The organism is Duganella sp. S19_KUP01_CR8 (genome assembly GCF_036688705.1).
Classification (GTDB): Bacteria; Pseudomonadota; Gammaproteobacteria; order Burkholderiales; family Burkholderiaceae_D; genus Rugamonas.
In genome coordinates, this window is record NZ_JAQQPR010000011.1 from 146823 (window position 1) to 170924 (window position 24102).

The 24102-nt window shown below is 62.6% G+C and carries 19 protein-coding genes and 1 pseudogene; 17 read left to right on the forward strand and 3 right to left on the reverse strand.

Features of this window, described 5'->3' with window-relative positions; genetic code table 11:
- Window positions 1-46 precede the first annotated feature (46 nt).
- On the reverse strand, window positions 47-502 hold the full coding sequence (locus V6M89_RS13310) for a CBS domain-containing protein (RefSeq protein WP_026334688.1): 456 nt from the start codon (window positions 500-502) through the stop codon (window positions 47-49).
- A 196-nt stretch (window positions 503-698) separates the two neighbouring features.
- On the opposite strand from V6M89_RS13310, the gene V6M89_RS13315 reads away from it, so the two are divergent.
- On the forward strand, window positions 699-2009 hold the full coding sequence (locus V6M89_RS13315; RefSeq protein WP_332853611.1) for an O-acetylhomoserine aminocarboxypropyltransferase: 1311 nt from the start codon (window positions 699-701) through the stop codon (window positions 2007-2009).
- A gap of 1 nt (window position 2010) precedes the next feature.
- The gene (locus V6M89_RS13320) at window positions 2011-2814 is read left to right on the forward strand and encodes an alpha/beta fold hydrolase (protein ID WP_332853612.1); all 804 of its coding nucleotides are present in this window, start codon (window positions 2011-2013) and stop codon (window positions 2812-2814) included.
- On the opposite strand, the gene V6M89_RS13325 is transcribed toward V6M89_RS13320, so the two are convergent.
- A complete protein-coding gene (locus tag V6M89_RS13325; RefSeq protein WP_332853613.1) occupies window positions 2795-3931 on the reverse strand; it encodes an HAF repeat-containing protein in 1137 nt (378 codons plus the stop codon). The two genes, V6M89_RS13320 and V6M89_RS13325, sit on opposite strands and share 20 nt — an antisense overlap.
- 175 nt (window positions 3932-4106) lie before the next feature.
- Between V6M89_RS13325 and V6M89_RS13330 the strand changes: the two genes are divergently transcribed.
- Window positions 4107-4691, forward strand: a complete 585-nt coding sequence (locus V6M89_RS13330; RefSeq protein WP_332853614.1) for a LysE family translocator — start codon at window positions 4107-4109, stop codon at window positions 4689-4691.
- 9 nt (window positions 4692-4700) lie between these two features.
- Window positions 4701-6161, forward strand: a complete 1461-nt coding sequence (locus tag V6M89_RS13335) for an aminotransferase-like domain-containing protein (RefSeq protein WP_332853615.1) — start codon at window positions 4701-4703, stop codon at window positions 6159-6161.
- Here the strand turns inward: V6M89_RS13335 and V6M89_RS13340 are convergent.
- Entirely contained in the window at window positions 6158-7462 is a 1305-nt protein-coding gene (locus V6M89_RS13340; RefSeq protein WP_332853616.1) for a YihY family inner membrane protein, read from the reverse strand. The genes V6M89_RS13335 and V6M89_RS13340 overlap by 4 nt on opposite strands.
- Before the next feature lie 134 nt (window positions 7463-7596).
- Between V6M89_RS13340 and wrbA the strand changes: the two genes are divergently transcribed.
- From wrbA to V6M89_RS13405, 13 genes and pseudogenes are all read left to right on the forward strand, one after another.
- Window positions 7597-8208: an NAD(P)H:quinone oxidoreductase gene (gene wrbA / locus V6M89_RS13345; RefSeq protein WP_332853617.1), complete on the forward strand. Its 612-nt coding sequence runs from the start codon at window positions 7597-7599 to the stop codon at window positions 8206-8208.
- A 13-nt stretch (window positions 8209-8221) separates the two neighbouring features.
- Window positions 8222-8629 carry a DUF2069 domain-containing protein gene (locus tag V6M89_RS13350; protein WP_116991060.1) on the forward strand — a complete coding sequence of 136 codons (408 nt, stop codon included), beginning with the start codon at window positions 8222-8224 and terminating at the stop codon, window positions 8627-8629.
- Entirely contained in the window at window positions 8626-10032 is a 1407-nt protein-coding gene (locus V6M89_RS13355) for an FAD-binding oxidoreductase (RefSeq protein WP_332853618.1), read from the forward strand. The genes V6M89_RS13350 and V6M89_RS13355 overlap by 4 nt, the downstream gene beginning before the upstream one ends.
- An 11-nt stretch (window positions 10033-10043) precedes the next feature.
- A complete protein-coding gene (locus tag V6M89_RS13360; RefSeq protein ID WP_332853619.1) occupies window positions 10044-10475 on the forward strand; it encodes a DUF4124 domain-containing protein in 432 nt (143 codons plus the stop codon).
- 74 nt (window positions 10476-10549) lie between these two features.
- A complete protein-coding gene (locus V6M89_RS13365; protein WP_332853620.1) occupies window positions 10550-13105 on the forward strand; it encodes an ABC transporter permease in 2556 nt (851 codons plus the stop codon).
- Entirely contained in the window at window positions 13105-14193 is a 1089-nt protein-coding gene (locus V6M89_RS13370; protein ID WP_332853621.1) for a lipocalin-like domain-containing protein, read from the forward strand. Before V6M89_RS13365 ends, V6M89_RS13370 begins: the two co-directional genes overlap by 1 nt.
- A 66-nt stretch (window positions 14194-14259) precedes the next feature.
- Complete coding sequence (locus V6M89_RS13375; protein ID WP_332853622.1) at window positions 14260-16095, forward strand: ABC transporter transmembrane domain-containing protein; 1836 nt, start codon at window positions 14260-14262, stop codon at window positions 16093-16095.
- A 66-nt stretch (window positions 16096-16161) separates the two neighbouring features.
- Window positions 16162-16935 carry a sterol desaturase family protein gene (locus V6M89_RS13380; protein ID WP_332853623.1) on the forward strand — a complete coding sequence of 258 codons (774 nt, stop codon included), beginning with the start codon at window positions 16162-16164 and terminating at the stop codon, window positions 16933-16935.
- Window positions 16936-16959: 24 nt separating this feature from the next.
- Window positions 16960-18045, forward strand: coding sequence for a threonine aldolase family protein (locus V6M89_RS13385; RefSeq protein ID WP_332853624.1), 1086 nt, complete (start codon window positions 16960-16962; stop codon window positions 18043-18045).
- A gap of 72 nt (window positions 18046-18117) precedes the next feature.
- A complete protein-coding gene (locus V6M89_RS13390; protein ID WP_332853625.1) occupies window positions 18118-19674 on the forward strand; it encodes a DEAD/DEAH box helicase in 1557 nt (518 codons plus the stop codon).
- A gap of 91 nt (window positions 19675-19765) precedes the next feature.
- Window positions 19766-20473, forward strand: a pseudogene (locus tag V6M89_RS13395) (thymidylate synthase); the annotation flags it as partial.
- Between the two features lie 91 nt (window positions 20474-20564).
- Window positions 20565-21401, forward strand: coding sequence for a thymidylate synthase (locus V6M89_RS13400; RefSeq protein ID WP_332853626.1), 837 nt, complete (start codon window positions 20565-20567; stop codon window positions 21399-21401).
- A 175-nt stretch (window positions 21402-21576) separates the two neighbouring features.
- Window positions 21577-24096 (forward strand): hypothetical protein, encoded by a 2520-nt coding sequence (locus V6M89_RS13405; protein ID WP_332853627.1) that lies wholly within the window; start codon window positions 21577-21579, stop codon window positions 24094-24096.
- The last annotated feature ends 6 nt before the right edge of the window (window positions 24097-24102 follow it).

Sequence of the window (24102 nt, forward strand, 5' to 3'; positions counted from 1 at the left end):
AAACGCCATCCTCGGATGGCGTTCTCGTTTGTAAAGAGAGCTGGGCTTAATCAGCCTGGTCAGCCGTTTCAGCCGGCCAGTCGCGGATATACGCTTTCAACATCTTGTTCTCGAAGCTCTGCGCTTCCAGCACCGCGCGGGCGACGTCGTAGAACGAAATCACGCCGAGGATGGTTTTCGCGTTCATCACCGGCAGATAGCGCGCGTGCTTTTCCAGCATGATGCGGCGCACCTCGTTGACCTCGGTATCCGGGGTCACGGTGATCGGATGATCGTCCATATGCTTGCGCACCGTGCCCGCGCCGACCGTGCCGGCGTTTTCGTGCAGCGCGCGCAGCACTTCGCGGAAGGTCAGCATGCCGGCCAACTCGCCGAATTCCATGACCACCAGCGAACCGATGTCTTTTTCCGCCATCGTGTTAGCGGCATCCGCCAACGGCTGGTCAGGCGAAATAGTGTAGAGAATGCTGCCTTTAACCTGAAGAATTTCGGAAACTTTCATTTTGGGCCGTCCTGTCCGCTGATATAGGCTGTGTGAATGGGAGTTCTAATTATTGTAGCCTTATAGCGAATGTAGCGTATGCCCGGCAAAAAATCCAGCGCTCTGGATAAGCAAAACGCAACATTTTTACAGTGCTGTTGCCAAGCCGCGATTCAGGGTAGGATGCCGGGCATTCCTATCACTCCAACGAGACCCTATGAGCGGACCCAAATACCCCGGATTTGATACCCTCGCCCTGCACGCCGGCGCGGCGCCCGACCCCGCCACCGGCGCCCGCGCCACGCCGGTTTACTTCACCTCATCCTTTGCCTTCAAGGACTCCGACCACGCCGCCTCGCTGTTCAACATGGAACGCGCCGGCCACGTCTACTCCCGCATTTCGAACCCGACCAACGCCGTGCTTGAGGAACGCATCGCCGCGCTGGAAGGCGGCGTGGCCGGCATCGCCACCGCCAGCGGCCAGGCCGCGATGCACCTCGGCCTGGCCACCATCGCCGGCGCCGGCTCGCATATCGTCGCCTCGCGCGCGCTGTACGGCGGCTCGCACAATATGCTGGCCTACACGCTCAAGCGCTTCGGCATCGACACCACCTTCGTCGACCCGCGCGATCTGGACGCCTGGCGCGCCGCGATCCGCCCCAACACCAAGGTGCTGTTCGCGGAAACGCTGGGCAATCCCGGCCTGGACGTGCTGGATATCGAAACCGTCGCCGCCATCGCGCACGAGCAGCACCTGCCGCTGATGATGGACTCCACCTTCACCACGCCCTACCTGCTCAAGCCCTTCGAGCACGGTGCCGACCTGGTGTTCCACTCGGCGACCAAGTTCCTGTGCGGTCACGGCACCGCCATCGGCGGCCTGCTGGTGGACGGAGGCACCTTCGACTGGCAGGCCGCCTACGAAAAAACCGGCCGTTTCGCCGAACTGTGCGAACCGTACGACGGCTTCCACGGCATGGTGTTCACCGAAGAGTCCACGGTGGCGGCGTTCGCGCTGCGCGCGCGGCGCGAAGGCCTGCGTGACTTCGGCGCCGTCATGAGCCCGCACAACGCCTTCGCCGTGCTGCAAGGCGTGGAGACGCTGGGCCTGCGCATGGACCGGCACGTGGCCAACACCCGCAAGGTGGTCGAGTTCCTGCTGTCGAATCCCGCCGTGGAGTCGGTGTCCTACCCCGAGCTGCCATCGCACCCGGACTACGAACTGGCCAAGCGCCTGCTGCCCAAAGGCTGCGGCGCCGTGTTCTCGTTCAACCTGAAGGGCGACCGCGCCGCCGGCCGCCGCTTCGTCGACAGCCTGAAAGTGTTCTCGCACCTGGCCAACGTCGGCGACGCCAAATCGCTGGCGATCCATCCCGCCTCCACCACCCACTTCCGCGTGCCGGCCGACCAGCTGGCGGCGTCCGGCATCACCGAAGGCACGATGCGGCTGTCGGTAGGATTGGAGGACGTGGACGATTTGATCGAAGACCTGGCGCGCGGCCTGAAGCTGTCGCAGAAAGGAGCATGACATGCTGCTGACCGTACAAGGCGTGGACGCCTACTGCTACACCGGCGGCAAGCCGTTCGACGCCGCCCTGCCGACCGTGGTCTTCATCCACGGCGCGCAAAACGATCATTCGGTGTGGATTTTGCAGACCCGCTATTTCGCCCATCACGGCTACAGCGTGCTGGCGGTGGACCTGCCTGGCCATGGCCGCAGCAAGGGCGCCGCCAAGACCAGCGTGCCCGAACTGGCGGACTGGCTGCTGCAAGTGCTGGACGCCGCCGGCGTGCAGCAGGCCGCGCTGTTCGGCCACAGCATGGGATCATTGATCGCGCTGGAAGCGTCGCACAAGGCGCCTGAACGCGTGACGCATCTGGGCATGATAGGTTCGACCTACCCGATGAAGGTCTCGGACGCGCTGCTGGAAACCTCGCGCACCGATGAGCAGAGCGCCATCGACATGGTCAACATCTGGTCGCATTCGACGATCGCGCAAAAGCCGTCGTGCCCGGGACCGGGCTTCAACACCATGGGCGGCTCGCGCCGGCTGATGCAGCGCGTCTCGCAGATCAATCCGCAGCAGCTGTTCTACACGGACTTCTCGGCCTGCAACGCCTACGCCAACGGCGAAGCGGCGGCGCAGGCGGTGCGCTGCCCCACCCTGTTCCTGTTCGGCGCGCGCGACATGATGACGCCACCCAAATCCACCAAACTGCTGACCTCCACCATCAGCCACGGCAAGGTGGTGACGGTGGACAGCGGCCACTCGCTGATGGCCGAGCAGCCGGACGCTGTGCTGGATGCGCTGTTCAGTTTTGCGGGAACTTGAAGCGGATGATGCGGTTCGCGCCCTGCATGACGATGCCGCGATAACGGCGGCGGTAGATCACGATGCCGGCCGTGGTGGCCAGTACCACCACGATCAGCGTCACCAGATCGGTGTCGCCGTGCGTGACCACGGCGCGCTGCGCCGAGTGCATGGTCGAGGCCTCGAACTTCTTGCCGACGTATTTGGCGCCGATGACCAGTTCCTCGGCGTTGATACTGTTGACCAGGTACAGGCCAAAGCCACCCGGATGCACCGTCATCTTGCCGTCGCGGTAGACGAATGAGCGGCGCTCGTCGCCGATGCGGATGCTGCCGACCACGTGGCCGGCGGCGTTGATGGCGGTGGCGAAGCTGTTGCCGTAGCCGATCATCGCGCCCAGGTCGACCATCTTTTTGCCATCATGGACAAAGGCGTGCCAGCGGCGGTCCGCCGTTTCGGACGAGCCGACCACCACACCGGAATCGTTGACGGCGGTGGCGCCGCTGGAACGTCCGCCCAGCGTGCCCAACTCCTTCATGCCGACGCCGGGCCGGTAAATAAAGGCGCGGCGATAGCCGTCCGACAGCGCCGCCGTGCCGACGATCACGCCGTCGGTGTTGACGCCGGCCGCATAGCTGATGTTGCCGCCCAGGGTACCCAGGTCGACCAGCGGGCCGTCGCCATTGGCGCCGGTGGAGAAAGCGTGGAAGTAGCCATCCGTGGTGTCGGCGAAGCCTACCGTCTGGCCGGAGCGGCTGATGCCGGTGCCATAGCTGCTGCCGCCGCCCAGCGTGCCGAGATCGCGCATCGCCTGGCCGGAGCGGGCGACGAAGGCGCGCCAGTGGCCGGCGCCGTCCTGCGACGAGCCGACGACGTCGCCGCCGATGTTGATGCCGGTAGTGAAGGAGTCGCTGCCGCCGAGGGTACCCAGTTCAACCAGGCGCTTGTTCCACAGCACCGCGCGCTGGCGGCCGTTCTCTTCCTCGATGATGCCGGCCACCTGGCCAGATGCGTTGATATCGACCGCGATACTGGCCTCGTTGCCACGCTCGCCCAAACCCGGTGGGTGCAGCTGCTGGGCGGAAGACGCCATGCCAGCAAAACCCAACAAGACCACCGCAATCGGCATTCTCAGCATGACATCTCCCAGTTGATTTTAATGAATGTCAATTCTATAACGATAGCCGGACGGTCAGCAACTGTCCCCATCCTTCGACTGATACAGCATGAGCCTGTCGCCATGGTCTTGTGTCTTGCGTCCGCATCGCCGCGCTCCTAGACTGGTGCCACGTCCACACTAAGAACTGCAAACCATGACCGAACTCCTGCCCTTGATGAGCTATTGCCTGGTGATGTCGGCCACGCCCGGACCGAACAACGTCATGCTCGCCACCACGGGCGCCAACTTCGGCGGCCGCGGCGCGCTGCCGGTCATCATGGGCATCCAGGCCGGGATGTTCGTGCAAACCATGCTCATGTGCCTGGGACTGGGCAGTGTCTTTGTCGCCTACCCGGTGGCGCAACAAGCGCTGCGCATCGCCGGATCGCTGTACCTGGTGTTCCTGGCCTGGAAGCTCAGCGGGGCATCGGTGAATGGCGCGGCAGCGCCCAAGGCGGTGTCGTTCGCCCAGGCCGCGACATTCCAGGCGCTCAATCCCAAGAGCTGGGTGAAGGCCGTTACCGTGGCATCGGTGTTCATGCCTGCGGGGCAGAACACGGCCCTCAATGCGCTGCTGGTCGCGACGATTGGCGCACTCGTCGGCGCGCCTTGCAACGCCATGTGGGCCTTGTTCGGGCTCTCGATACGCCGCTTCCTGCAAGATCCACGCAAGCAGCGTCTGTTCAATTTGACGATGGCCGCCATCTTGCTCGTGCTCGCCGCGATGTTTTTACGCTAGACTCTCGCCATGTTCGCCATCGACCGCTCCTCTCCCATCGCCCTGTCCACGCAGATTGAGGCAAAGCTGCGCCACATGATCGAGAACCGGGCGCTGCCTGGCGGCGCCAAGCTGATGTCGATACGCCAGCTCGCCACCCAGCTGGCGGTCAGCACCAACACCGTCGTGGTGGCCTATGACAGGCTGGTCGCGGCAGGCGTCATCGATTCCCACGGCACGGCAGGGTTCTTTGTCAGCACGACGAACGGCGCCGGAAAATCCATCCCCGATGAGGTCGCGCTGGAAGCGGGCGTCGAGCAGGAGCCGGTCTGGCTGGCGCAGCAGGCCAACGATCAACGCCCCGGCGTCTTGTTGGCCAGCAGCGGCGCATTGCCGCCGACCTGGCTGCAAGACGCCGTGCCCGCCACCGTCGTGCAACGGGCCGTGACGGGTAGCGCCGCCGGCATGGCGTCGCGCTGCCCGCCCCAGGGGCTGCCGGAACTGCGTGAACACATAGCGCTGCTGTTGCGCGGCATCGGCATCGCCGCGGACGCCGGCCACATCCTCACGACCTTTGGCGGCACCCATGCGATCGACCTGATTTGCAGAAGCTTTCTGCAAGCCGGTGACACCATACTGGTGGAAGACCCCGGCTATTTCCTGATGTTTGGCCGCCTGCGCCAGGACGGCATACGGTTGGTGCCGATCAAGCGCCGCCCCGACGGCCTCGACCTGGATGAGTTGGAGGCCGCCTGCCGCGAGCACCGGCCGCGCCTGCTGTTCGTGCAAACGGCGCTGCACAACCCGACCGGCTGGAGCAGCAGCGCCGCCAATCTGCACAAGGTCTTGATGCTGGCGCAGCAGCATGGCTTCCTGATCGCCGAAGACGACGTACACGGCCATTTCCAGCAAGGCCACAGCACGCGGCTGGCCGCCATGGCCGGACTCGACGGCGTGATCTACTACTCCAGTTTTTGCAAGATGCTCAGTCCGGCCCTGCGGATGGGCTATCTCGCCGCCGCCCCGGCCTTGCTCAAGGTGCTGATGCGCACCAAGATCCATTCCATCATGACGATGCCGGCGCTGAACGAGTATGTGCTGCTGGAAGTCCTCAAAGCCGGCAACCTGCGCAAACACCTGGACCGTTTGCATCGGAAAATCATGGCGGCCCGCAACGCCAGCACGCAGCAACTGAGCGCGGCGGGCGTGCTGTTCGAGCAGCCCGGTGACGCCGGCATTTTCTTGTGGGGTACGATGCCGGAAGGCCTGGACGTCGACTTGCTGGTGCAGGACGCTTTCCGCAACGATATCCTGCTGATGCGCGGCGCCGCCTTCTCGGCCAACGACACGCCCGACCGGCATATCCGTTTCAACGTCGCGTTCAGCCAGCATCCACGCCTGAGCAATTACCTGCAGGAGCGCTTGCAAGCCGTGGCGGGGGCGCGTTCAAGCCTGGCGCGCGCCAGCGGCGCGGCGAGCCTGAAGGATTAGCGGCAGTCGATCGGCCCGAAGTGTTCGGCCAGGGTCTTGCCCAGGCCCGCTTCGACGGCCGATTCCACTTCCCGCGCCAGCGACGCCGCTTCGCGCGCCACTTGCTGGTCGCGTTCATCGTCGCTGTCGCTGACCACGCCGGCATTGATCGGCAGCCCGGAGAACACGAACAGGCGATAAACTTCGGCCAGCGTCAGCTTCTCCACATTGGCCAGGATGACCCAGTTGTCGCCGTCGCTGACGCGCTTGCCCCACTGTACCCGCTGCGGTGCATCGACCTTGACGCGCCCTACCCAGCCGGCGATCATCATTTTCTCCAGCAGCGTGTCCATCTCGTCGAAGCCCAGCCGCGTGCGCGCGCGGATCGCTCCAGCGCTCACCAGCGCCGTGTCGCCGCATTTGCAGGCCACGTGCAGCACCTTCAGTATCGCCATCGCGTCGACGAATTCGCCGCCCGGCTGCGCCTCATGCCACCAACGCTCGTACTTCACCACCGGCAGCGCGGCCACCAGCAAGGCGCCGAACAGCGTAATCAACCACGACACATAGACCCACAACAGGAACAGCGGCAGCGCCGCCAGCGCGCCATAGATCTTCGAATACGTTGGGAACTGGGTGATGAAGACCGCGAAACCGCGCTTGGCCACCTCGAACGCGAGGCCGGCCACCAGACCGCCCCAGGCGCCGTCGTACCAGTCGACGTCACGGTTCGGCACCGCCACGTACAGCAGCGTGAACCCGGCCGTGGTCAGCGCCAGCGACAGCACCGTGTAAATCAGCGCGCCGACCACCGGCACGTCGCCGATCAAATCGCTGGTGGCCATGAAGACCTGCCCGGACAACGTCAGCGACACGCCGATCAGCAAGGGGCCGAGCGTGATGATGGCCCAGTAGACCAGGATGCGCTTGGTCCAACGCCGCTCGGCGCGCACGCGCCAGATGCGGTTGAACACCCGTTCGATCAGGTTCATCATCGCGATCGACGTGAAAATCAGCGCCACCGCACCCACCGCCGACAGCCGCGTGGCCTTGGAGGCGAACATGGTCAGGTAGTTGAGGATGGTGGTGGAAATCGACTTCGGCATCACGCTTTGCACGAAGTAGGCTTCCAGCGAACTGCGGAAGGAATTAAACAACGGGAAGGTGGTGAAGATCGCCAACGCGATCGTCAACAGCGGCACCAGCGCGAACACCGTGGTAAAAGTGAGGCTGCCGGCCACTTGCGGCAGGCTTTCCTCGCGCAGGCGGCGTTGGGCAAACAGGAACAGGTCCCGCACTTCGGGCCAGGACAGCGAACGCATTGTCTCTATCCCGCCACGGCAACTGCGGGAAACATACTGTAAAACCGGATGAATATATTTTTCGTACATGAGCAATAATCGAAATACAAAAGTGGCAACGATGCCACCCGCTAAAGCGCCCTATAATACCGCTGATGAACCAACCTAATCTGATTATTCTCGTATTGTTTTACTCCCGCCACGGCGCCACGCGTAAATTGGCCGAGTTGATCGCCCAGGGCGTGGAAAGCGTTCCGGGATGCGATGCGCGCCTGCGCACGGTTCCCGCCGTGTCGACCGTGACCGAAGCCACCGAGCCGGATGTGCCGGCCGACGGCGCGCCCTACGTCGAACTGGACGACCTGGCCGAATGCGCCGGCCTGGCGGTCGGCTCGCCCACCCGCTTTGGCAATATGGCCGCCGCGATGAAGTATTTTTGGGACGGCACGGCCGCCCAATGGCTGTCCGGCGCGCTGGCCGGCAAGCCGGCGTGCGTGTTCACGTCCACCGGCAGCCTGCACGGCGGCCAGGAATCGACGCTGTTGTCGATGATGATACCGTTGTTCCACCACGGCCTGATGGTGCTTGGCCTGCCCTACACCAACCCGGAACTGATGACCACCTCCAGCGGCGGCACGCCCTACGGCGCCAGCCACTGGTCCGGACTTGACGGCAAGAAGACCATCACGGAAGATGAAAAACGCCTGGCCATCGCGCTGGGCCGGCGCCTGGCCGAAACGGCCGTCAAACTGCGCGCCGTCGCTTGAACGGGAACGCATGATGGAAAACACGATGCAAAAGTATTTTCACTGGGGCGCCATCGGCAGCCTGGCAACGCTGATTATCTGGTGCGTGCTGTGGGAGATGGTGTTGGCGCCGCTGAAGCCGGGCGGCTCCTGGCTGGTGCTGAAGGCGCTGCCGCTGCTGCTGCCGCTGTATGGCGTGTGGAAGCGCGACATCTACACCTTGCAGTGGACGTCGATGATGATACTGCTGTACTTCACCGAGGGCGTGGTGCGCGGCTGGAGCGACAAAGGCACGCTGTCCGCATGGCTGGCCTGGGGCGAGGCGCTGATCGTCTGCATCTACTTCGTCTGCGCCGTGATGTATCTGCGTCCGTATAAAAAAGCGGCGAAGAAGCTGGCCAAGGAACTGCTGGACAAGGTCAAGGTCAACACCGTCAAATGATGGACTTCCTCACCCACTGCCGCTCCGTGGTGGGCGACGCTTTTGTACTCGACACGCCCGCCGACATGGCGCCCTTCCTCAGCGATTGGCGCGGACGCTTTACCGGCAAGGCCCTGGCCGTGCTGCGGCCGGCGTCGGTCGATCAAGTGGCGGCGCTGGTGCGCGCCTGCGCGCAGTGGCGCGTGGCGCTGGTGCCGCAGGGCGGCAACACAGGCCTGGTACTCGGCAGCGTGCCGGATGGCAGCGGCAGCGCCGTCGTGCTGTCCCTGGCGCGGCTGAACACTATCCGGCAGGTTGATCCCGTCAACCGCACCATGACCGTGGACGCGGGTTGCATCCTCCAGCAGGTGCAGGAAGCCGCAGCCGCTGCGGGTTGCCTGTTCCCGCTGTCGCTGGCGGCGGAAGGCAGCTGCACCATCGGCGGCAACCTGTCCACCAATGCCGGCGGCACGGCGGTTCTCCGCTACGGCAATACGCGCGAATTGTGCCTCGGCCTGGAAGTCGTCACGCCGCAAGGCGAGATCTGGAGCGGCCTGCGCGGCCTGCGCAAGGACAATACCGGCTACGACTTGCGCGACCTGTTCATCGGCGCCGAAGGCACGCTGGGCATCATCACCGGCGCGGTACTCAAGCTTTATCCGCAACCCAAGGCCAACATCACCGCGCTGGCCGCGCTGCCCTCGCCCGCCCACGCGCTGCAACTACTGAACCTGATGCAGGACCATTGCGGCTCCAGCCTGACCGGCTTCGAGCTGATGTCGCGCTACTGCCTGGAGCTGGTGGCGCAGCAGTTCCCGTCGCTGCCCAAGCCGTTCGCGGCGCCGCATCCGCAGTATGTGCTGCTGGAGCTGTCGAGCAGCGAATCGGAGCAGCACGCCGTCGGTTTATTGGAGCAGGCCATCGGCGCGGCGCTGGAGCGCGACGTCATCAGCGATGCGGTGGTGGCGACCTCGGTGGCGCAATCGGCCGGGTTGTGGCAGCTGCGCGAGCACATCCCGCTGGCGCAGGCCAAGGCCGGCAAGAACATCAAGCACGATATTTCGCTGCCGGTATCGAGCATCGCCGACTTCATCGCGGCCACCGGGCCCTTGCTGGAAGCGGCCTTCCCCGGCTGCCAGCTGGTGTGCTTCGGCCATCTTGGCGACGGCAACCTGCACTACAACGTGGCGCCGCCGCTAGGCATCTCCAATGAAGACTTCTTGGCCAACCAGGACAAGGTCAATCGCGTGGTGCACGACAGCGTGGTCGCCTTCGGCGGCTCGATTTCAGCGGAACACGGCATCGGCGCCCTGAAACGGGACGAGCTGGCGCACTATAAATCGGCGGTGGAGCTGAACATGATGCGGGCCATCAAAGCGGCGCTGGACCCGCTGGGTATCATGAATCCCGGGAAAATTCTGTGATCGGGACTGCCATGAAGATTACCGCTGCACTGCTGTGGACCGTGGCGTTGGCTGCGCACGGCCAGGGCGTCAACAAATGCACCGTCGACGGCAAGGTCAGTTATAGCGACATGCCTTGTCCTGCCAATGCGGCGTCCGCGGTGACGCTGGCGGTGCCGTCCACGCCGGCAGCCGATCCCGCAGCGGCGGCCGATTTAGCGCGCCAACGCAAGGAAGCGGCCAAACTGGAAAAAGCCCGCCACCAGCGCGAGGACCAGGATGCTCGCGCCTCCGACAAGGCCGCGCAAGCCGCAGCCGTGCAGCACAAGCGATGCGGCAAACTTAAACTGAACAAGCGATGGGCTGATGAAGACGTGGCCCGCGCCTCTCTCCCCAATCTCGATAACGCCAAGCTGCGCGCCAAACGCGCCGGCGACACCCTGGCGCTGGAGTGTCCCAAGTAATGTCTGAAGCAATGCCTGAACCGACAGCAGCAGCAAGACCAAGTGCTCCGGCGCCGATCCGGGATGCGGCAGCAATGGGCCGATTGTCCCGCTGGCTGCTGTTGGGCGAATGGCGCGCGCATCCGCTACGCGCATTGGTGGCGATTGCCGCGATCGCGGTCGGCATCTCGCTCGGCTTCGCCATCCACCTGATCAACGCCGCCGCCTTCAACGAATTCTCGTCCGCCATCAAGGGCTTGTCCGGCGTGGCCGACGTCCAGGTGCGCGGCACCGAACCGTTCTTCGACGAAGCCATCTACCCGGTGCTGGCGCAGCGCGCCGGCGTGGCCGTGGCCTCGCCGGTGCTGGAGTTCGACGCCTCCGTGCCCGGCGAATCGACCGCGCTGAAAATCCTCGGCATCGACGCCTTCCGCGCCGGCTTCATCTCGTCCGACCTGGTCGGCGTGCCCGCCGAAGACCACCCGACCGATATCTTCGCCGACGACACCCTGTTCCTGTCGACGGCAGCGCAACAATGGCTCAAGCCCGCAAAAGGCGCGCCACTGACGCTGCAAGTGGGTGTCGGCGAACTGAAACTGCGCGTGGCCGGATCGCTGCAACGCGCCCGCGCCGGCCAGCGCATCGGCGTGATGGACCTGGGCGCGGCGCAATGGCGCTTCGAAAAGCTGGGCAAGTTGTCTCGCATCGACATCAAGCTGCGTGACGGCGTCAATCGCGACGCCTTCAAGGCCGAGCTGGAACAGCAACTGCAGCATGATTACCCCGGCCGCTTCCGCGTCAACCAACCCAACGACGAAGACCAGAACAGCCGCAACGAGGGCATGAGCCGCGCCTACCGCGTCAACCTGACCGTGCTGGCATTGGTCGCGCTGTTCACCGGTGCCTTCCTGGTGTTCTCCACCCAGGCCTTGTCGGTGATACGCCGCCGCAGCCAGTTCGCACTGCTGCGCGTGCTGGGCATGGACCGCAAGCACCTGCTGCGCCAGATCCTGATCGAAGGCCTGAGCCTGGGCGTGGCCGGATCGGCGATCGGCATCGCCGCCGGATATGGCATGGCGGCCGCCGCGTTGCACTTCATGGGCGCGGACCTTGGCGCCGGCTTCTTCTCCGGCGTGCAGCCGCAGGTGCAGTTCACGCCGGTCGCCGCAACGATCTACTTCGCGCTCGGCGTCAGCGTGGCCTTGCTGGGTTGCGCAGCGCCGGCGCTGGACGCGGCCCGCGCCAAGCCTGCCGTCGCGCTCAAGTCGGGCACCGAGGAAGCGGCGATGTCGCGCCTCTCCAAAGCCTGGCCTGCACTCGCCTGCATCGCCCTGGCCGCGCTGCTGTCGCAAGCGCCGCCGATATTTGAGCTGCCCCTGTTCGGCTACCTGTCGATAGCGCTGCTGCTGGTCGGCGCCATCGCACTGATGCCGCGCCTGGCCGCCATCGTGTTCCGCATGGCGCACCAGCGCTGGAGCGCGGCCACCGCCGGCAAGCCCGGCGCCTCGCCGGTGGTCACCCTGACGCTGTCGCGCCTCGCGAACGCCTCCAGCCAGGCCGGCATCGCGCTGGGCGGCGTGCTGTCCAGCTTCAGCCTGATGGTGGCGATGGCGATCATGGTCGCCAGCTTCCGCGTATCGCTGGACGACTGGCTGCTGCACATCCTGCCGGCCGATATCTACGTCAGCACCACCAGCGCCGGCACCACTGCGGGACTACGGCCGCAGGAGCAGGCCGCCATCGCCGCGCTGCCCGGTGTCGCCAGCGCTGATTTCCTGCGCGTGCGCGCCATCTCGCTGGCGTCGGCCCGGCCGCCCGTCGCGTTGATGGCGCGTCATGTGGACCCGGCCGATCCCGGCAAAACCTTGGCCATCGTCGGCGTCACACAGGTGCCAGGCCCCGGCGCTCCGCCGCCGGTATGGATATCGGAAGCGATGGTCGATTTGTACGGCATGAGCGTCGGCCAGCGCATCGAGCTGCCGTTGAACGGCAAACTGCACGCCTTCCAGGTAGCCGGCGTGTGGCGCGACTATGCTCGCCCGACCGGCTCGATCCAGATGCGGCTGGACGACTACCGCGCCATCACCGGCGACATGGACGCCAGCAACGCAGCGCTGTGGCTGAAGCCCGGCGCCAAGGCCGCCGATACCGAAAGCGCCATGAAGCGCCTGCCATTCGGCGCCGCGCTGACGACCACCGCGCCGTCCGAGATCCGCGCGATCAGCATGAAGATCTTCGACCGCAGCTTCGCCATCACCTATCTGCTGGAGGCGATCGCCATCGTCATCGGCCTGTTCGGCGTGGCCGCCACCTTCTCGGCGCAAACGCTGGCGCGGGCCAAGGAGTTCGGCATGCTGCGCCACGTCGGCGTCACGCGGCGGCAGATCCTGTCGATCCTGGCGATCGAAGGCGGCGCCTTGACGGGCCTGGGCATCGTCACCGGCTTCGTGCTGGGCTGGGTCATCAGCCTGATACTGGTTTTTGTGGTCAACCCGCAGTCCTTCCACTGGACCATGCAGCTGCACTTGCCTTGGCCTTTGCTGGCCATCGTCGCGGGCCTGCTGCTGGCCGCCTCCGCGCTGACGGCGCTGCTGGCCGGCCGCCAATCGCTGTCGGGCGGGCCGATACGCGCAGTCAGGGAGGACTGGTGATGAAGCATTTTGTACAACGTTGCGCAACCGCGCTGGCGCTGCTGGCGGGATGCTCGGCTCACGCGGCGGAGCCAGTGTTCAAGGCCGTCGCGCCGCTGGCGCCCGGCGCCTCGCTGAGCTTCCCGGCGGACTTCGGCGCCCATACCGACTATAAAACCGAGTGGTGGTACGTCACCGGCTGGCTGAACACGGCCGACGGCAAGCCGCTGGGCTTCCAGGTCACCTTCTTTCGCAGCGCCACCCAGCACGACCGCGCCAATCCCAGCCAGTTTGCGCCCAAGCAGCTGATCATCGGCCATGCGGCGGTCTCCGATCCGGCCAACGGCAAGCTGCTGCACGACCAGCGCAGCGCGCGCGAAGGGTTCGGCCTGTCCTACGTCAAGGTCGGCGACACCGATGTCAAGCTCGAAGACTGGCGCATGACGCGCGCCGCCGACGGCAGCTACCAGGTGCACCTCGACGCCGCCAGCTTCAAGCTGGACCTGAAACTGACGCCATCGCAGCCGGTGCTGCTGCAGGGCGACCGTGGATATTCCCGCAAGGGCCTGCAGCTTTCCGACAGCAGCTACTACTACAGCCAACCACAATTGACCACCACCGGCACCGTCACCCGCGCCGGCCAGGCGGTCGCCGTCACCGGCGCCAGCTGGCTCGATCACGAATGGTCCACCCAGTACGTCGCCGCCGATGCCGCCGGCTGGGACTGGATAGGCGCCAATCTCACCGATGGCGGTGCGCTGATGGCTTTCCAGATGCGCAGCAAGACAGGTGCTAAACTATGGTCGCACGCGACATGGCGCGATGCATCCGGTAAGATCACGCAGTTCTCGCAGGACCAGGTCAGCTTTACCCCGCAAAGGCGGTGGCGTTCGCCCCGCACCAAGGCAGAGTATCCCGTCGCGACCCAGCTCACCACCGGCAGTACCGTGTGGCAGATCGTCCCTTTGCAGGACGACCAGGAGCTCGACTCGCGGCGTTCCGTCGGCGCGGTGTACTGGGAGGGTGCGGTAACGGTCGACCGGGACGGCAAGCCGGCCGGCCGCGCCTACCTGGAAATGACCGGTTACGTAGGACCGATCAAGTTTTAGCGGTACCGAACAATTTAGTAACACCCTAATCGTCAACAAAGAATACTTACAAACAGCAGCCACACGATGACCAACAGCACCACCGCCAGCACCCAGTCCGCAGCCGCCCCCAACACAGCAAGGGAAGCCAAGAAAGGCAGTCTAGCCACCCTGCGCGGGCTCACGCCCTTCCTGCTGCCGTACAAACGCCAGTTCGTCCTGGCTGGTATCGCGCTGGTGGTCGCCGCCTGCTCCACGCTGGCGATACCCGCCGCCTTCAAGCAGATGATCGACCTGGGCTTCGGCGGCGCCGGCACCAAGAGCATCCAGCACGTCGATCTGGTGTTCCTGGCGCTGTTCGGCGTCGCCACCGTGCTGGCCCTGGCCACGGCGGCCCGCTTCTACACGGTCTCGTGGCTGGGTGAGCGCGTCACCGCCGACATCCGCAGCGCCGTCTACAAACACGTCGTCACGCAAAGTCCCGAGTTTTTCGAGACCACGCAAACCGGCGAGGTCCTGTCCCGCATCACCACCGACACCACGCTGATCCAGGCGGTGGTGGGCACCAGCATCTCGATGGCGCTGCGTAACGTGCTGCTGTTCATCGGCGGCCTGGTGATGCTGTTTGTGACCAGCCCCAAACTGTCGGCCATCATCATCGGCCTGCTGATCCTGACCGTGCTGCCGATCGTGATGTTCGGCCGCCGCGTGCGCAAGCTGTCGCGCGATTCGCAGGACCGCATCGCCGACGCCTCCGCCATGGCCGGCGAAATCCTCAACGCCATGCCGACGGTGCAGGCCTTCACCCACGAGAAGATCGAGTCGGACCGCTTCGGCATCTCGGTCGAAGGCGCCTTCGGCACCGCCATGCGCCGCATCCGCGCCCGCGCGCTGCTGACCATGATCGCCATCGTGCTGGTGTTCGGCACCATCGTGTTCGTGCTGTGGCTGGGCGCGCACGCTGTGCTCAACGGCGACATGACCGGCGGCGACCTCGGTCAGTTCATCCTGTACGCGTCCATCGTGGCCGGCGCCATCGGCGCCCTGTCCGAAGTGATGGGCGAAGCGCAGCGCGCCGCCGGCGCCACCGAGCGCCTGCTGGAACTGATGTCGGTCAAGTCGCAGATCCAGTCGCCGACCATGCCGCTGCCGTTGCCGCCGCGCGCCGCCAACGGCGCGGCGCTGAGCCTGCGGGACGTATCGTTCAGCTACCCTTCGCGTCCCGACACGGCGGCGCTGGGCCATCTGTCGCTGGACATCAAGCCGGGTGAAACGGTGGCCGTGGTCGGCCCTTCCGGCGCCGGCAAGACCACGCTGTTCCAGCTGTTCCTGCGCTTCTACGATCCGCAGAGCGGCAGCATCAAGCTCGATGGCGTCGACATCACCAAGCTCGATCTGCACACGCTGCGCGGCGCCATCGGCATCGTGCCGCAGGATACCGTGATCTTCTCGGCCGATGCGATGGAAAACATCCGCTACGGCCGCGCCGGCGCCACCGACGCCGAAGTGATCCAGGCCGCCAGGCTGGCCGCCGCCCATGAATTCATCGAACGCCTGCCGCAGGGCTATCAATCCTTCCTGGGCGAGCGCGGCGTGCGCCTGTCCGGCGGCCAGCGCCAGCGCATCGCCATCGCCCGCGCACTGCTGAAAAACCCGCCGCTGCTGCTGCTGGACGAAGCCACCAGCGCGCTGGACGCGGAGTCCGAGCGCCTGGTACAGAAGGCGCTGGAAGCGGCGATGATCGGCCGCACCACCGTCATCATCGCGCACCGCCTGGCGACGGTGCAGCGCGCCGACCGCATCATCGTGATGGAGGACGGCCGCATCGTCGAAACCGGCACCCACGCGTCGCTGGTGGCGCTGGGCGGCATCTACGCCAACCTGGCTGCACTGCAATTCCACAACGTCCACGTAGAACATTAATCAATTAATAAGCACAGCCGGCGCCACCAACCTTAGAATGCGTTATCTAATTTTTAAGGGTGCGCCATGCTGTACAAACTTTTGTTCAACATCGAACGGGTAGCGCGGGACTACATGATCGTGGTCGCCGTGTTTGGCGCACTGTGGCTGTGGTGGCGCTACCGGCCCGGCAGCCGACAGCGCCTGCAGGCGAAACCGATCGGCGTGCCGCAGGTCCGGCGCGAAGTCCTGACCTCCATCCTCAGCATCGTGGTAATAGGCAGCGTCATGCCGGTGGCTTTTGCATTGGGCCTGGGCCGGCACACCCACTTCTACCAGAGCGTGCACGCTTATGGGCGCGGATGGGGCTTTATCGCCGCCATGGTGCTGCTGATGATGCTGATCCAGGACACCTGGTTCTACTGGACGCACCGGCTGATGCACCACCGCCGCCTGTTCCGCTGGGCGCACCGCACCCATCACCTTTCCACCAACACCGGCCCCTGGTCCACCTACTCGATCAGCCCATTGGAAGCGGTGATCGACAGCGGCGCCAGCATCGTCATACTGCTGGTGTTGCCGGTCACCTTCTGGTCGCTGGTCATCTTCACTTGGATTAATACGGCCTTCGCGGTCTACACTCATCTGGGCTATGAGCTGTTCCCGCGCGCGCTGTCGAAGCACTGGCTGGGCCGCTGGATCAACACCTCCACCGCCCACAACACCCATCATGCGCGGGGCCGCTACAACTACAGCTGGTACTTCCTGTTCTGGGACCGGATGATGGGCACCCTGTCGCCGGACTACGACGAGCACTATCGCAACGCCGGTTTTTCAGCCTCCGAGGCAAAAAGCCGGTAACATTCTCCCTTTCAGGAGAACGCCTTGACCGATGCCGAACTGCGGCTCAGCTGCACAACCCACCTTCCCGGCCATCGCCAGCCATCGCCCGCCCAGCAATTCGGGGCGATGGCTGCCTGGTGCGAGGCCAACGGCGTGGCGCACGACACCTATGGCAACGGCACGCTGGTACAGGATTTCGAGCAGAAGGTCGCCACGCTGCTGGGCTTTGAATCGGCGCTGTTCTGCATCTCCGGCACCATGGCGCAGGCCACCGCACTGCGCATCGCCTGCTCGGAGCGCGGCAGCCGGCTGGTGGCGCTGCATCCGACCTCGCACATCCTGCGCCACGAACGCGGCAACCACCAGCTGTTCGACCATTTCCAGGCCTTGCAGATCGGCGACCAGCACCGTCCGTGGACGCTGGACGAACTGAGAGGCATCCCGGACAAGCTGGGCGCCGCCATGCTGGAGCTGCCGATGCGCGAGATCGGCGGCCAATGCCCGAGCTGGGACGACCTGGCGGCCATCAAGGCCTACTGCCGCGAGCTGTCCATCCACCTGCACCTGGACGGCGCGCGCCTGTTCGAAACCGCCGCCGCATACGGCCGCCCGGCCGCCGAGATCGCGGCCGGCTTCGATTCCGTCTACGTCTCGATGTACAAGGGCATAGGCGGCATGGGCGGCGCCATGCTGCTGGGGAACGAAGCGTTTATCGCCAAGGCCCAGGAGTGGTTCCGCCGCCAGGGCGGCAATGTCTACCAGCGCACGCCGTACGTGGTGGCCGCCGCGATGCAGTTCGATGCCCGGATGGCGGCGATGCCGAACTACTTCCGCCGCACCGAATGGCTGTACGAAGTGCTGCGCGACTATCCGCAGCTGACGCCCAACCCCGCCCGTCCGCAGGCCAGCATGCTGCACCTGCACCTGCCGGTCAGCCGCGAGCGCGCCAACGAGATCCGCAACCGCATCGCCGACCAGCATGGCGTGTGGCTGTTCAACGCCGCCAGCCACGCCGCGCTGCCCGGCCGCAGCTCGGTGGAGCTCTATATCGGCGACAACCTGCTCAACATGCCGGACCAGCGCGTACGCGAGATCCTGACCCTGTGGTCGGACGCGATGTCCAACTAATTCCTGCACAAGCCGGTGCAACCGGCTACACTGCGCCCCTTTTCGCGCATTTTTGACATTACTGAGTACATCATGACCTTCCAAGCCCTCGGCCTGATCGCCCCCATACAGAGCACGCTGGACACGCTGGGCTACAAGCAGCCCACGCCCGTCCAGAAGCAAGCCATTCCCGCCGTGCTGGCGGGCCGCGACCTGATGGCGGCGGCGCAGACCGGCACCGGCAAGACGGCGGGCTTCGCCCTGCCCATCCTGCAACGCCTGACCATGGACGGCATGACCGGACCGAAAGCGATCCGCTGCCTGGTGCTGGTGCCGACCCGCGAACTGGCCGAGCAGGTCTACGAGAGCTTCCGCAGCTACGGCGGCAACCTGCCGCTGAAATCGGCCGTGGCCTATGGCGGCGTACCGATCGAGCCGCAGATCGCCAAGCTGCGCAAGGGCCTGGACGTGCTGGTGGCGACCCCGGGCCGCCTGATCGACCTGCACGACCAGGGCGCGATCAGCTTCGCCATGCTGCAAACGCTGGTACTGGACGAGGCGGACCGCATGCTGGACCTGGGCTTCGAGCGCGACCTGGACATCCTGCTGGCGGCCCTGCCCAAGCAGCGCCAGACCTTGCTGTTCTCGGCCACTTTCTCCGACGAGATCCGCAAGATGGCCGCCGGCATGCTCAAGGATCCGGTGTCGATCCAGGTCAGCGCCAGCAATACCGCCACCAAGACCGTCAAGCAGTGGCTGATCCCGACCGACAAGCGCCGCAAGCCAGAACTGCTGCTGCACCTGCTGAAGAAGCTGAACTGGGGCCAGGTGCTGGTCTTCGTCAAGACCCGCAAAGGCGTCGAGACGCTGGTGACGACCTTGCAGGAACACGGCATTTCCGCCGACTCCATCCACGGCGATAAAACCCAGCCGGCCCGCCTGCGCGCGCTGGCCCGCTTCAAGAACGCCGAAGTGCAGCTGCTGGTGGCGACCGACGTCGCCGCGCGCGGCCTGGATATCGAGGCGCTGCCGCAGGTGGTCAACTTCGACCTGCCGACCGTGGCCGAGGACTACATCCACCGCATCGGCCGCACCGGCCGCGCCGGCATGGAGGGCGAAGCCGTCTCGCTGGTCTGCGCCGACGAAGTCGATATGCTGAAGGCCATCGAAACGCTGACGCGTCAGGTCATCCACCGCGTCGAGGAACCGGGCTTCGAGGCCGACCACCGCGTGCCGGAGACCGGTCCGAAAGGCGTGGCCGCAGCAATGGCCAAGAAGGCCGCAGCGGAAGCGCCGGCCAAGAAAAAACGCCCATTCACCGGTCCTGCCGGCGGCAAGGCGGCGCCAGGCGGTGTTGCCAAGGGCGGCGTTGCGGTGTCCGGCAAGCCCGCAGTAACAGCCCGTCCGGCCGGCGGCGATGCGTCGCTGGGCACCTGGACGCCACCGGCGCCTTCCGGCAAGCCACCCGGCGGCGCACGCTCCGCAGGCGGCAAGCCGGGCACAGGCCGCATCTACGGCGGCGCCAAGCCGGCGCCGGCAGCGCCCAAGGGGGCGGTCGTGGTCACCGGCGGACGCGGCGCCAAGTCGCTGGCACGGACTGCGGGCAAGGCCGCCGCAAAGCCGGGCGGCCGCAAGACCGGCCCGCGCTGAGCGTGAGCGCTTCGGGCGGCCACGTGCGCCGCCTGATAAAATAGCCACCTTTCCGGGCCGTTGCGGCCCGTGCACCACGTTGGAGAATTGAATGCAGCAATACCAGGAACTGATCCAGACCGTCCTCGATACCGGCAGCTGGCAAGACAACCGCACCGGCATCCGCACCCTGAGCGTGCCGGGCGCGATGATGCGCTTCGACCTGCTGAACGACGGCTTCCCCGCCGTGACGACCAAAAAACTGGCATTCAAATCCGTGGTCGGCGAACTGTGCGCCTTCCTGCGCGCCTCCAGCAGCGCAGCTGACTTCCGCGCGCTGGGCTGCAAGGTATGGGACCAGAACGCCAACGAAAACAAGCAGTGGCTGGACAATCCGTACCGCCTCGGTGAAGACGACCTGGGTCCGGTCTACGGCGTGCAATGGCGCCAATGGCCAGGCTTCAAGCTGATCGCCGTCGACCAGCCGGCGCAGATCGCCGACGCGCAAAAGAACGGCTTCCGCCTGATCTCGCAGATCGAGGACGAGGGCGTGACCAAGGTCCTGCTGCACAAGGCCATCGACCAGCTGCGCGAATGCCTGGACACCATCGTCAACAATCCTGGCAGCCGCCGCATCCTGTTCCACGGCTGGAATCCGGCGGTGTTGGATTCGGTCGCGCTGCCGGCTTGCCATTTGCTGTACCAGTTCATTCCGAACCCGGCCACGCGCGAGCTGTCGATGTGCCTCTACGTCCGATCGAATGACCTGGGCCTGGGCACGCCGTTCCTTTGTCATATTCCAAAACTGTCTTCATACACGATTCATTAGGCATGCGGGTTGGCAGCGACCTCTCTATAAATACAGTATCTATACGGTGCTTACAAAACTACCTCATACTATCAGGCAAACAATGGAAAACGCATATTTAGCGCTCTTGGAAGATATCTTGGAAAATGGCACCAAGAAAGGTGACAGGACCGGGGTCGGAACTATTTCCGTGTTTGGAAGAATGTACAGGCATGACCTAAGTCATGGCTTTCCCATCCTTACTACCAAAAAATTGCACGTACGTTCGATATTGCATGAGCTACTGTGGTTTCTGGCAGGAGAAACTAATATCGCTCGCCTTAAGGCAAATGGGGTGTCGATTTGGGATGAATGGGCGACGGAGAACGGCGAGTTAGGTCCCGTTTACGGAAGCCAATGGCGCGCTTGGAAAGGCGCCGATGGACGAGCCATTGACCAAGTTACCGCTTTGATTGAGGGAATCAAGCGAAATCCGAACAGTAGACGCCACATTATAAATGCCTGGAACGTGACAGACCTGCCTGACGAATCGATTTCACCAGTTCAAAATGCAGCAGCTGGAAAAATGGCATTACCTCCATGCCATGTTATGTACCAATTTTATGTTGCGGACGGGAAGTTGAGCTGTATGCTCACGCAAAGGTCTGGGGACGCCTTTTTGGGGGTTCCGTACAACGCTTGTAGTTTGGCGTTCCTTACACATATGGTGGCACAACAGTGCGACCTACAGCCCGGAGAGATTGTTCATAGCTTTGGCGACCTTCATCTATATTCGAATCATATAGAGCAAGCCAAACTACAATTGACGCGACAGCCACGTGCTTTACCAACCTTAAAAATCAACTGTAAGCCAGAATCAATTTTTGACTATAAATTCGAGGACTTTGAACTGGAAAATTACGAGCCACACCCTCATATTTCGGCCCCAATAGCAATCTAGAAAAAACGCATATTAATTTTTTATTTTCGCCCAGATGCGAAACTCCAATTCCAGCAATCAGAAGCTTTACAATTAAAGATAAATGAAAAGCTTTGCGGCGATTTGAAAATAGAGACTTTTTATAAATAGAGCTGTATTATCTCCAGTAGCCAATTACGCTACTGGAGAATTTTAGATGCCGCCGGATGGAACTATCGATTCTGAATTGACCGCCTTATTACAAGGAAGTGTCGAATCGACTAGAGAGTTCGTTCGCGCATCTCGTGTCCTCGGGCCAAATATCATCTCCGAAGCTTGTACTCTAATCGCTAGATGTCAAGCTGGCATTTTGCGCCGCACGTGGCTGGAAAATTATGTCCGCCCCCTAAAAATTATTTTTTCAGCGCTTTCAGATTTTAAAGAAAGCTCAAGTGAGCCCACCTTTTGCAACGGCCTATCAGAAAAGCACTGGCTGGAGTTCGGCGACTGGTTCGCGGCGCGTATCGAATATCAATGGGAAAATAGCACAACCCGGGCAAGTCAATTTGCGCGAATTGGCAACGTTTTAGCGTTGCTATCACTCGGTAACGTTTTCCCTTACCGAATCGAGTTCCTTCCTGCGGAAGGTAGGACTAATAAACCGAATGGCGAGTCCAAATTTACGAAGAAGGGACATGCGAGGAAGGTTCGAAAGCCTTCAGCGACTAGTCCCTTTTCATTTTCGGTGAAGGGAGCAGGCCGTCTTTATAACTACGAGAAATTTCAACCACTCGCTCGCAAATTTTTACTTGACGCGCTGCCCTATGTCGCAGTGTACCTATCACGATACTCCGTGGACAGACGAAAAATTATTCACAACAGTTTTGTGAATCTTTTGAATCATTTGGCGCAGAAAAAAGCTGAGTGTTTGTATGGTGGCATCTTTGAAAAGCTCGCATCTGCGAGCTACCAAACAATGACTGTCGACGACTGGGAAACGCTTCTATATGACTGGCGGGAAGCTTTGGTCGCGGATGGTAGCGGACGGCAAAAGACAACTAGCCATGGAATTTTTAAGGGGATAAGCCATCTCTTAGCTCATCTGGCCATCAACAAAATTGTTCCGAATCTGACCTTACCCGGTTATAAGGGCGGTAAACGAGGCGCACGAAACATTCCCACATTAGCGAATCTCTCGCCAAGTAACGGCGTGGAGGGTCTCACGACTGACAACGTCTGGAATCGTGTAAAGTTTTTTTTCGCGGAATCAGAGCAGTCTGAGTCATATGAGTTTATTGAGGCGCTGTGCAGCGCTGGCTTACTTACGGCCGACGCTCCATTGAGTATCCAGGAGCTGATTACTGGCATGCAAGCGTTAAACAAGGAGCGCCTCGTCGCACTGCGCGCACTTGCCGAGTCAGAACTCATGTCTTGGTACTCTCATTGGAAACGTGGAGCGGCCTGCATCCAGCTTACAGCTGGCAACGCGCACGAACTCGCATTCAAATTAGATTCCCCAGTCTTGACGGCCGCAATGCGTAGGAAGAACTCGCATCAGCTTCTATTTTCTGGTCCTGAAGACGTCCGATTGGGCAATGCACTGAACTATGTTTTAAACACCCAAGACGGCGTAGTGACCGGGATTTCTGGACGTTACCACCACATGACACGCTCATTTGGCGGGCGTCCCGTTTTTCATGCATATCTCCATCCACACCAAAATGCTACCACGGCGCTCTGGCTGATGGTGATGATTGATACCGGGGCGAATTGCGAGGTGGCCAGGAATATGCCTTGGAATTGCATTGCCAAAAGTGGCAATGGAATGTTTAAGGTTTGGGTGGGAAATAAGTTAAAGGCGGGTGGTACCCAAATCGTAGACGAATTCTCGGAAATTCCTACGTCTGGAGAAAGCATGAGTTTGCCTACTGCAATATTCATGTATCAGGAAATGGCTGCTCGATATCACAATCACGCAGCACCAGGACATGAAGAGTCCTTGCTTTTGCACGAATATCTCCACCATATTCACACCTTGACAGAATTTACCGGACGCGGTTGGTTGGCAGATTTGCTAAAAAACTCCGTGAGCCTCCATTCTCTCAATATTAAGCCAAGCTTTTTGCGTCCATCAGTATTGATGGCCAAGCAACACGAGAACGGAAACAACATTGCGGTAGCGCGGGATATAGCGCAGCACGCTACCGACAAAACCACCTTCGGTTACACCAAGAAGGCGCCGATTACTCTAGAATACAATCTTGGGATGCGGGAATTCGCCGAACGCCTCCAGGCAGTTATTATCGTTTCTATTGACGGTGCCGCAGAGAAGCTCGGGTTGTCCGCTGAGGACTTTAAACGCATTCTTTCTGACGCGCATAGAACAGGCTTGGGAGTTGCATGTTTAGACTCATTGGCTGGGGTTCAGGCTACCACAATTAAGGGGGAACCTTGTGACCGACTGGATGCCTGTTGCGATTGCAAAATGCGTTACGTCGTTGCAACGCTAGAAAACGCGGTTGATTTGATTTTATTCAACCGGTATTTGAACAGAGTCGAACAGGAACATCACGAAAAAAATCCAGATGCATGGGAGGAGCGCTGGTTGCCTTGGCGGGTATTTTCCGACGTAGCTGTAAGCAAGATGGCAATCGGCGAAACCGCAAAACTTTTTAAGGAGGCAACTGCTTTGGCGGATTTGCGTGAGTCCTCTTACATTCCAATTCCTCTCTTTTGAACATAA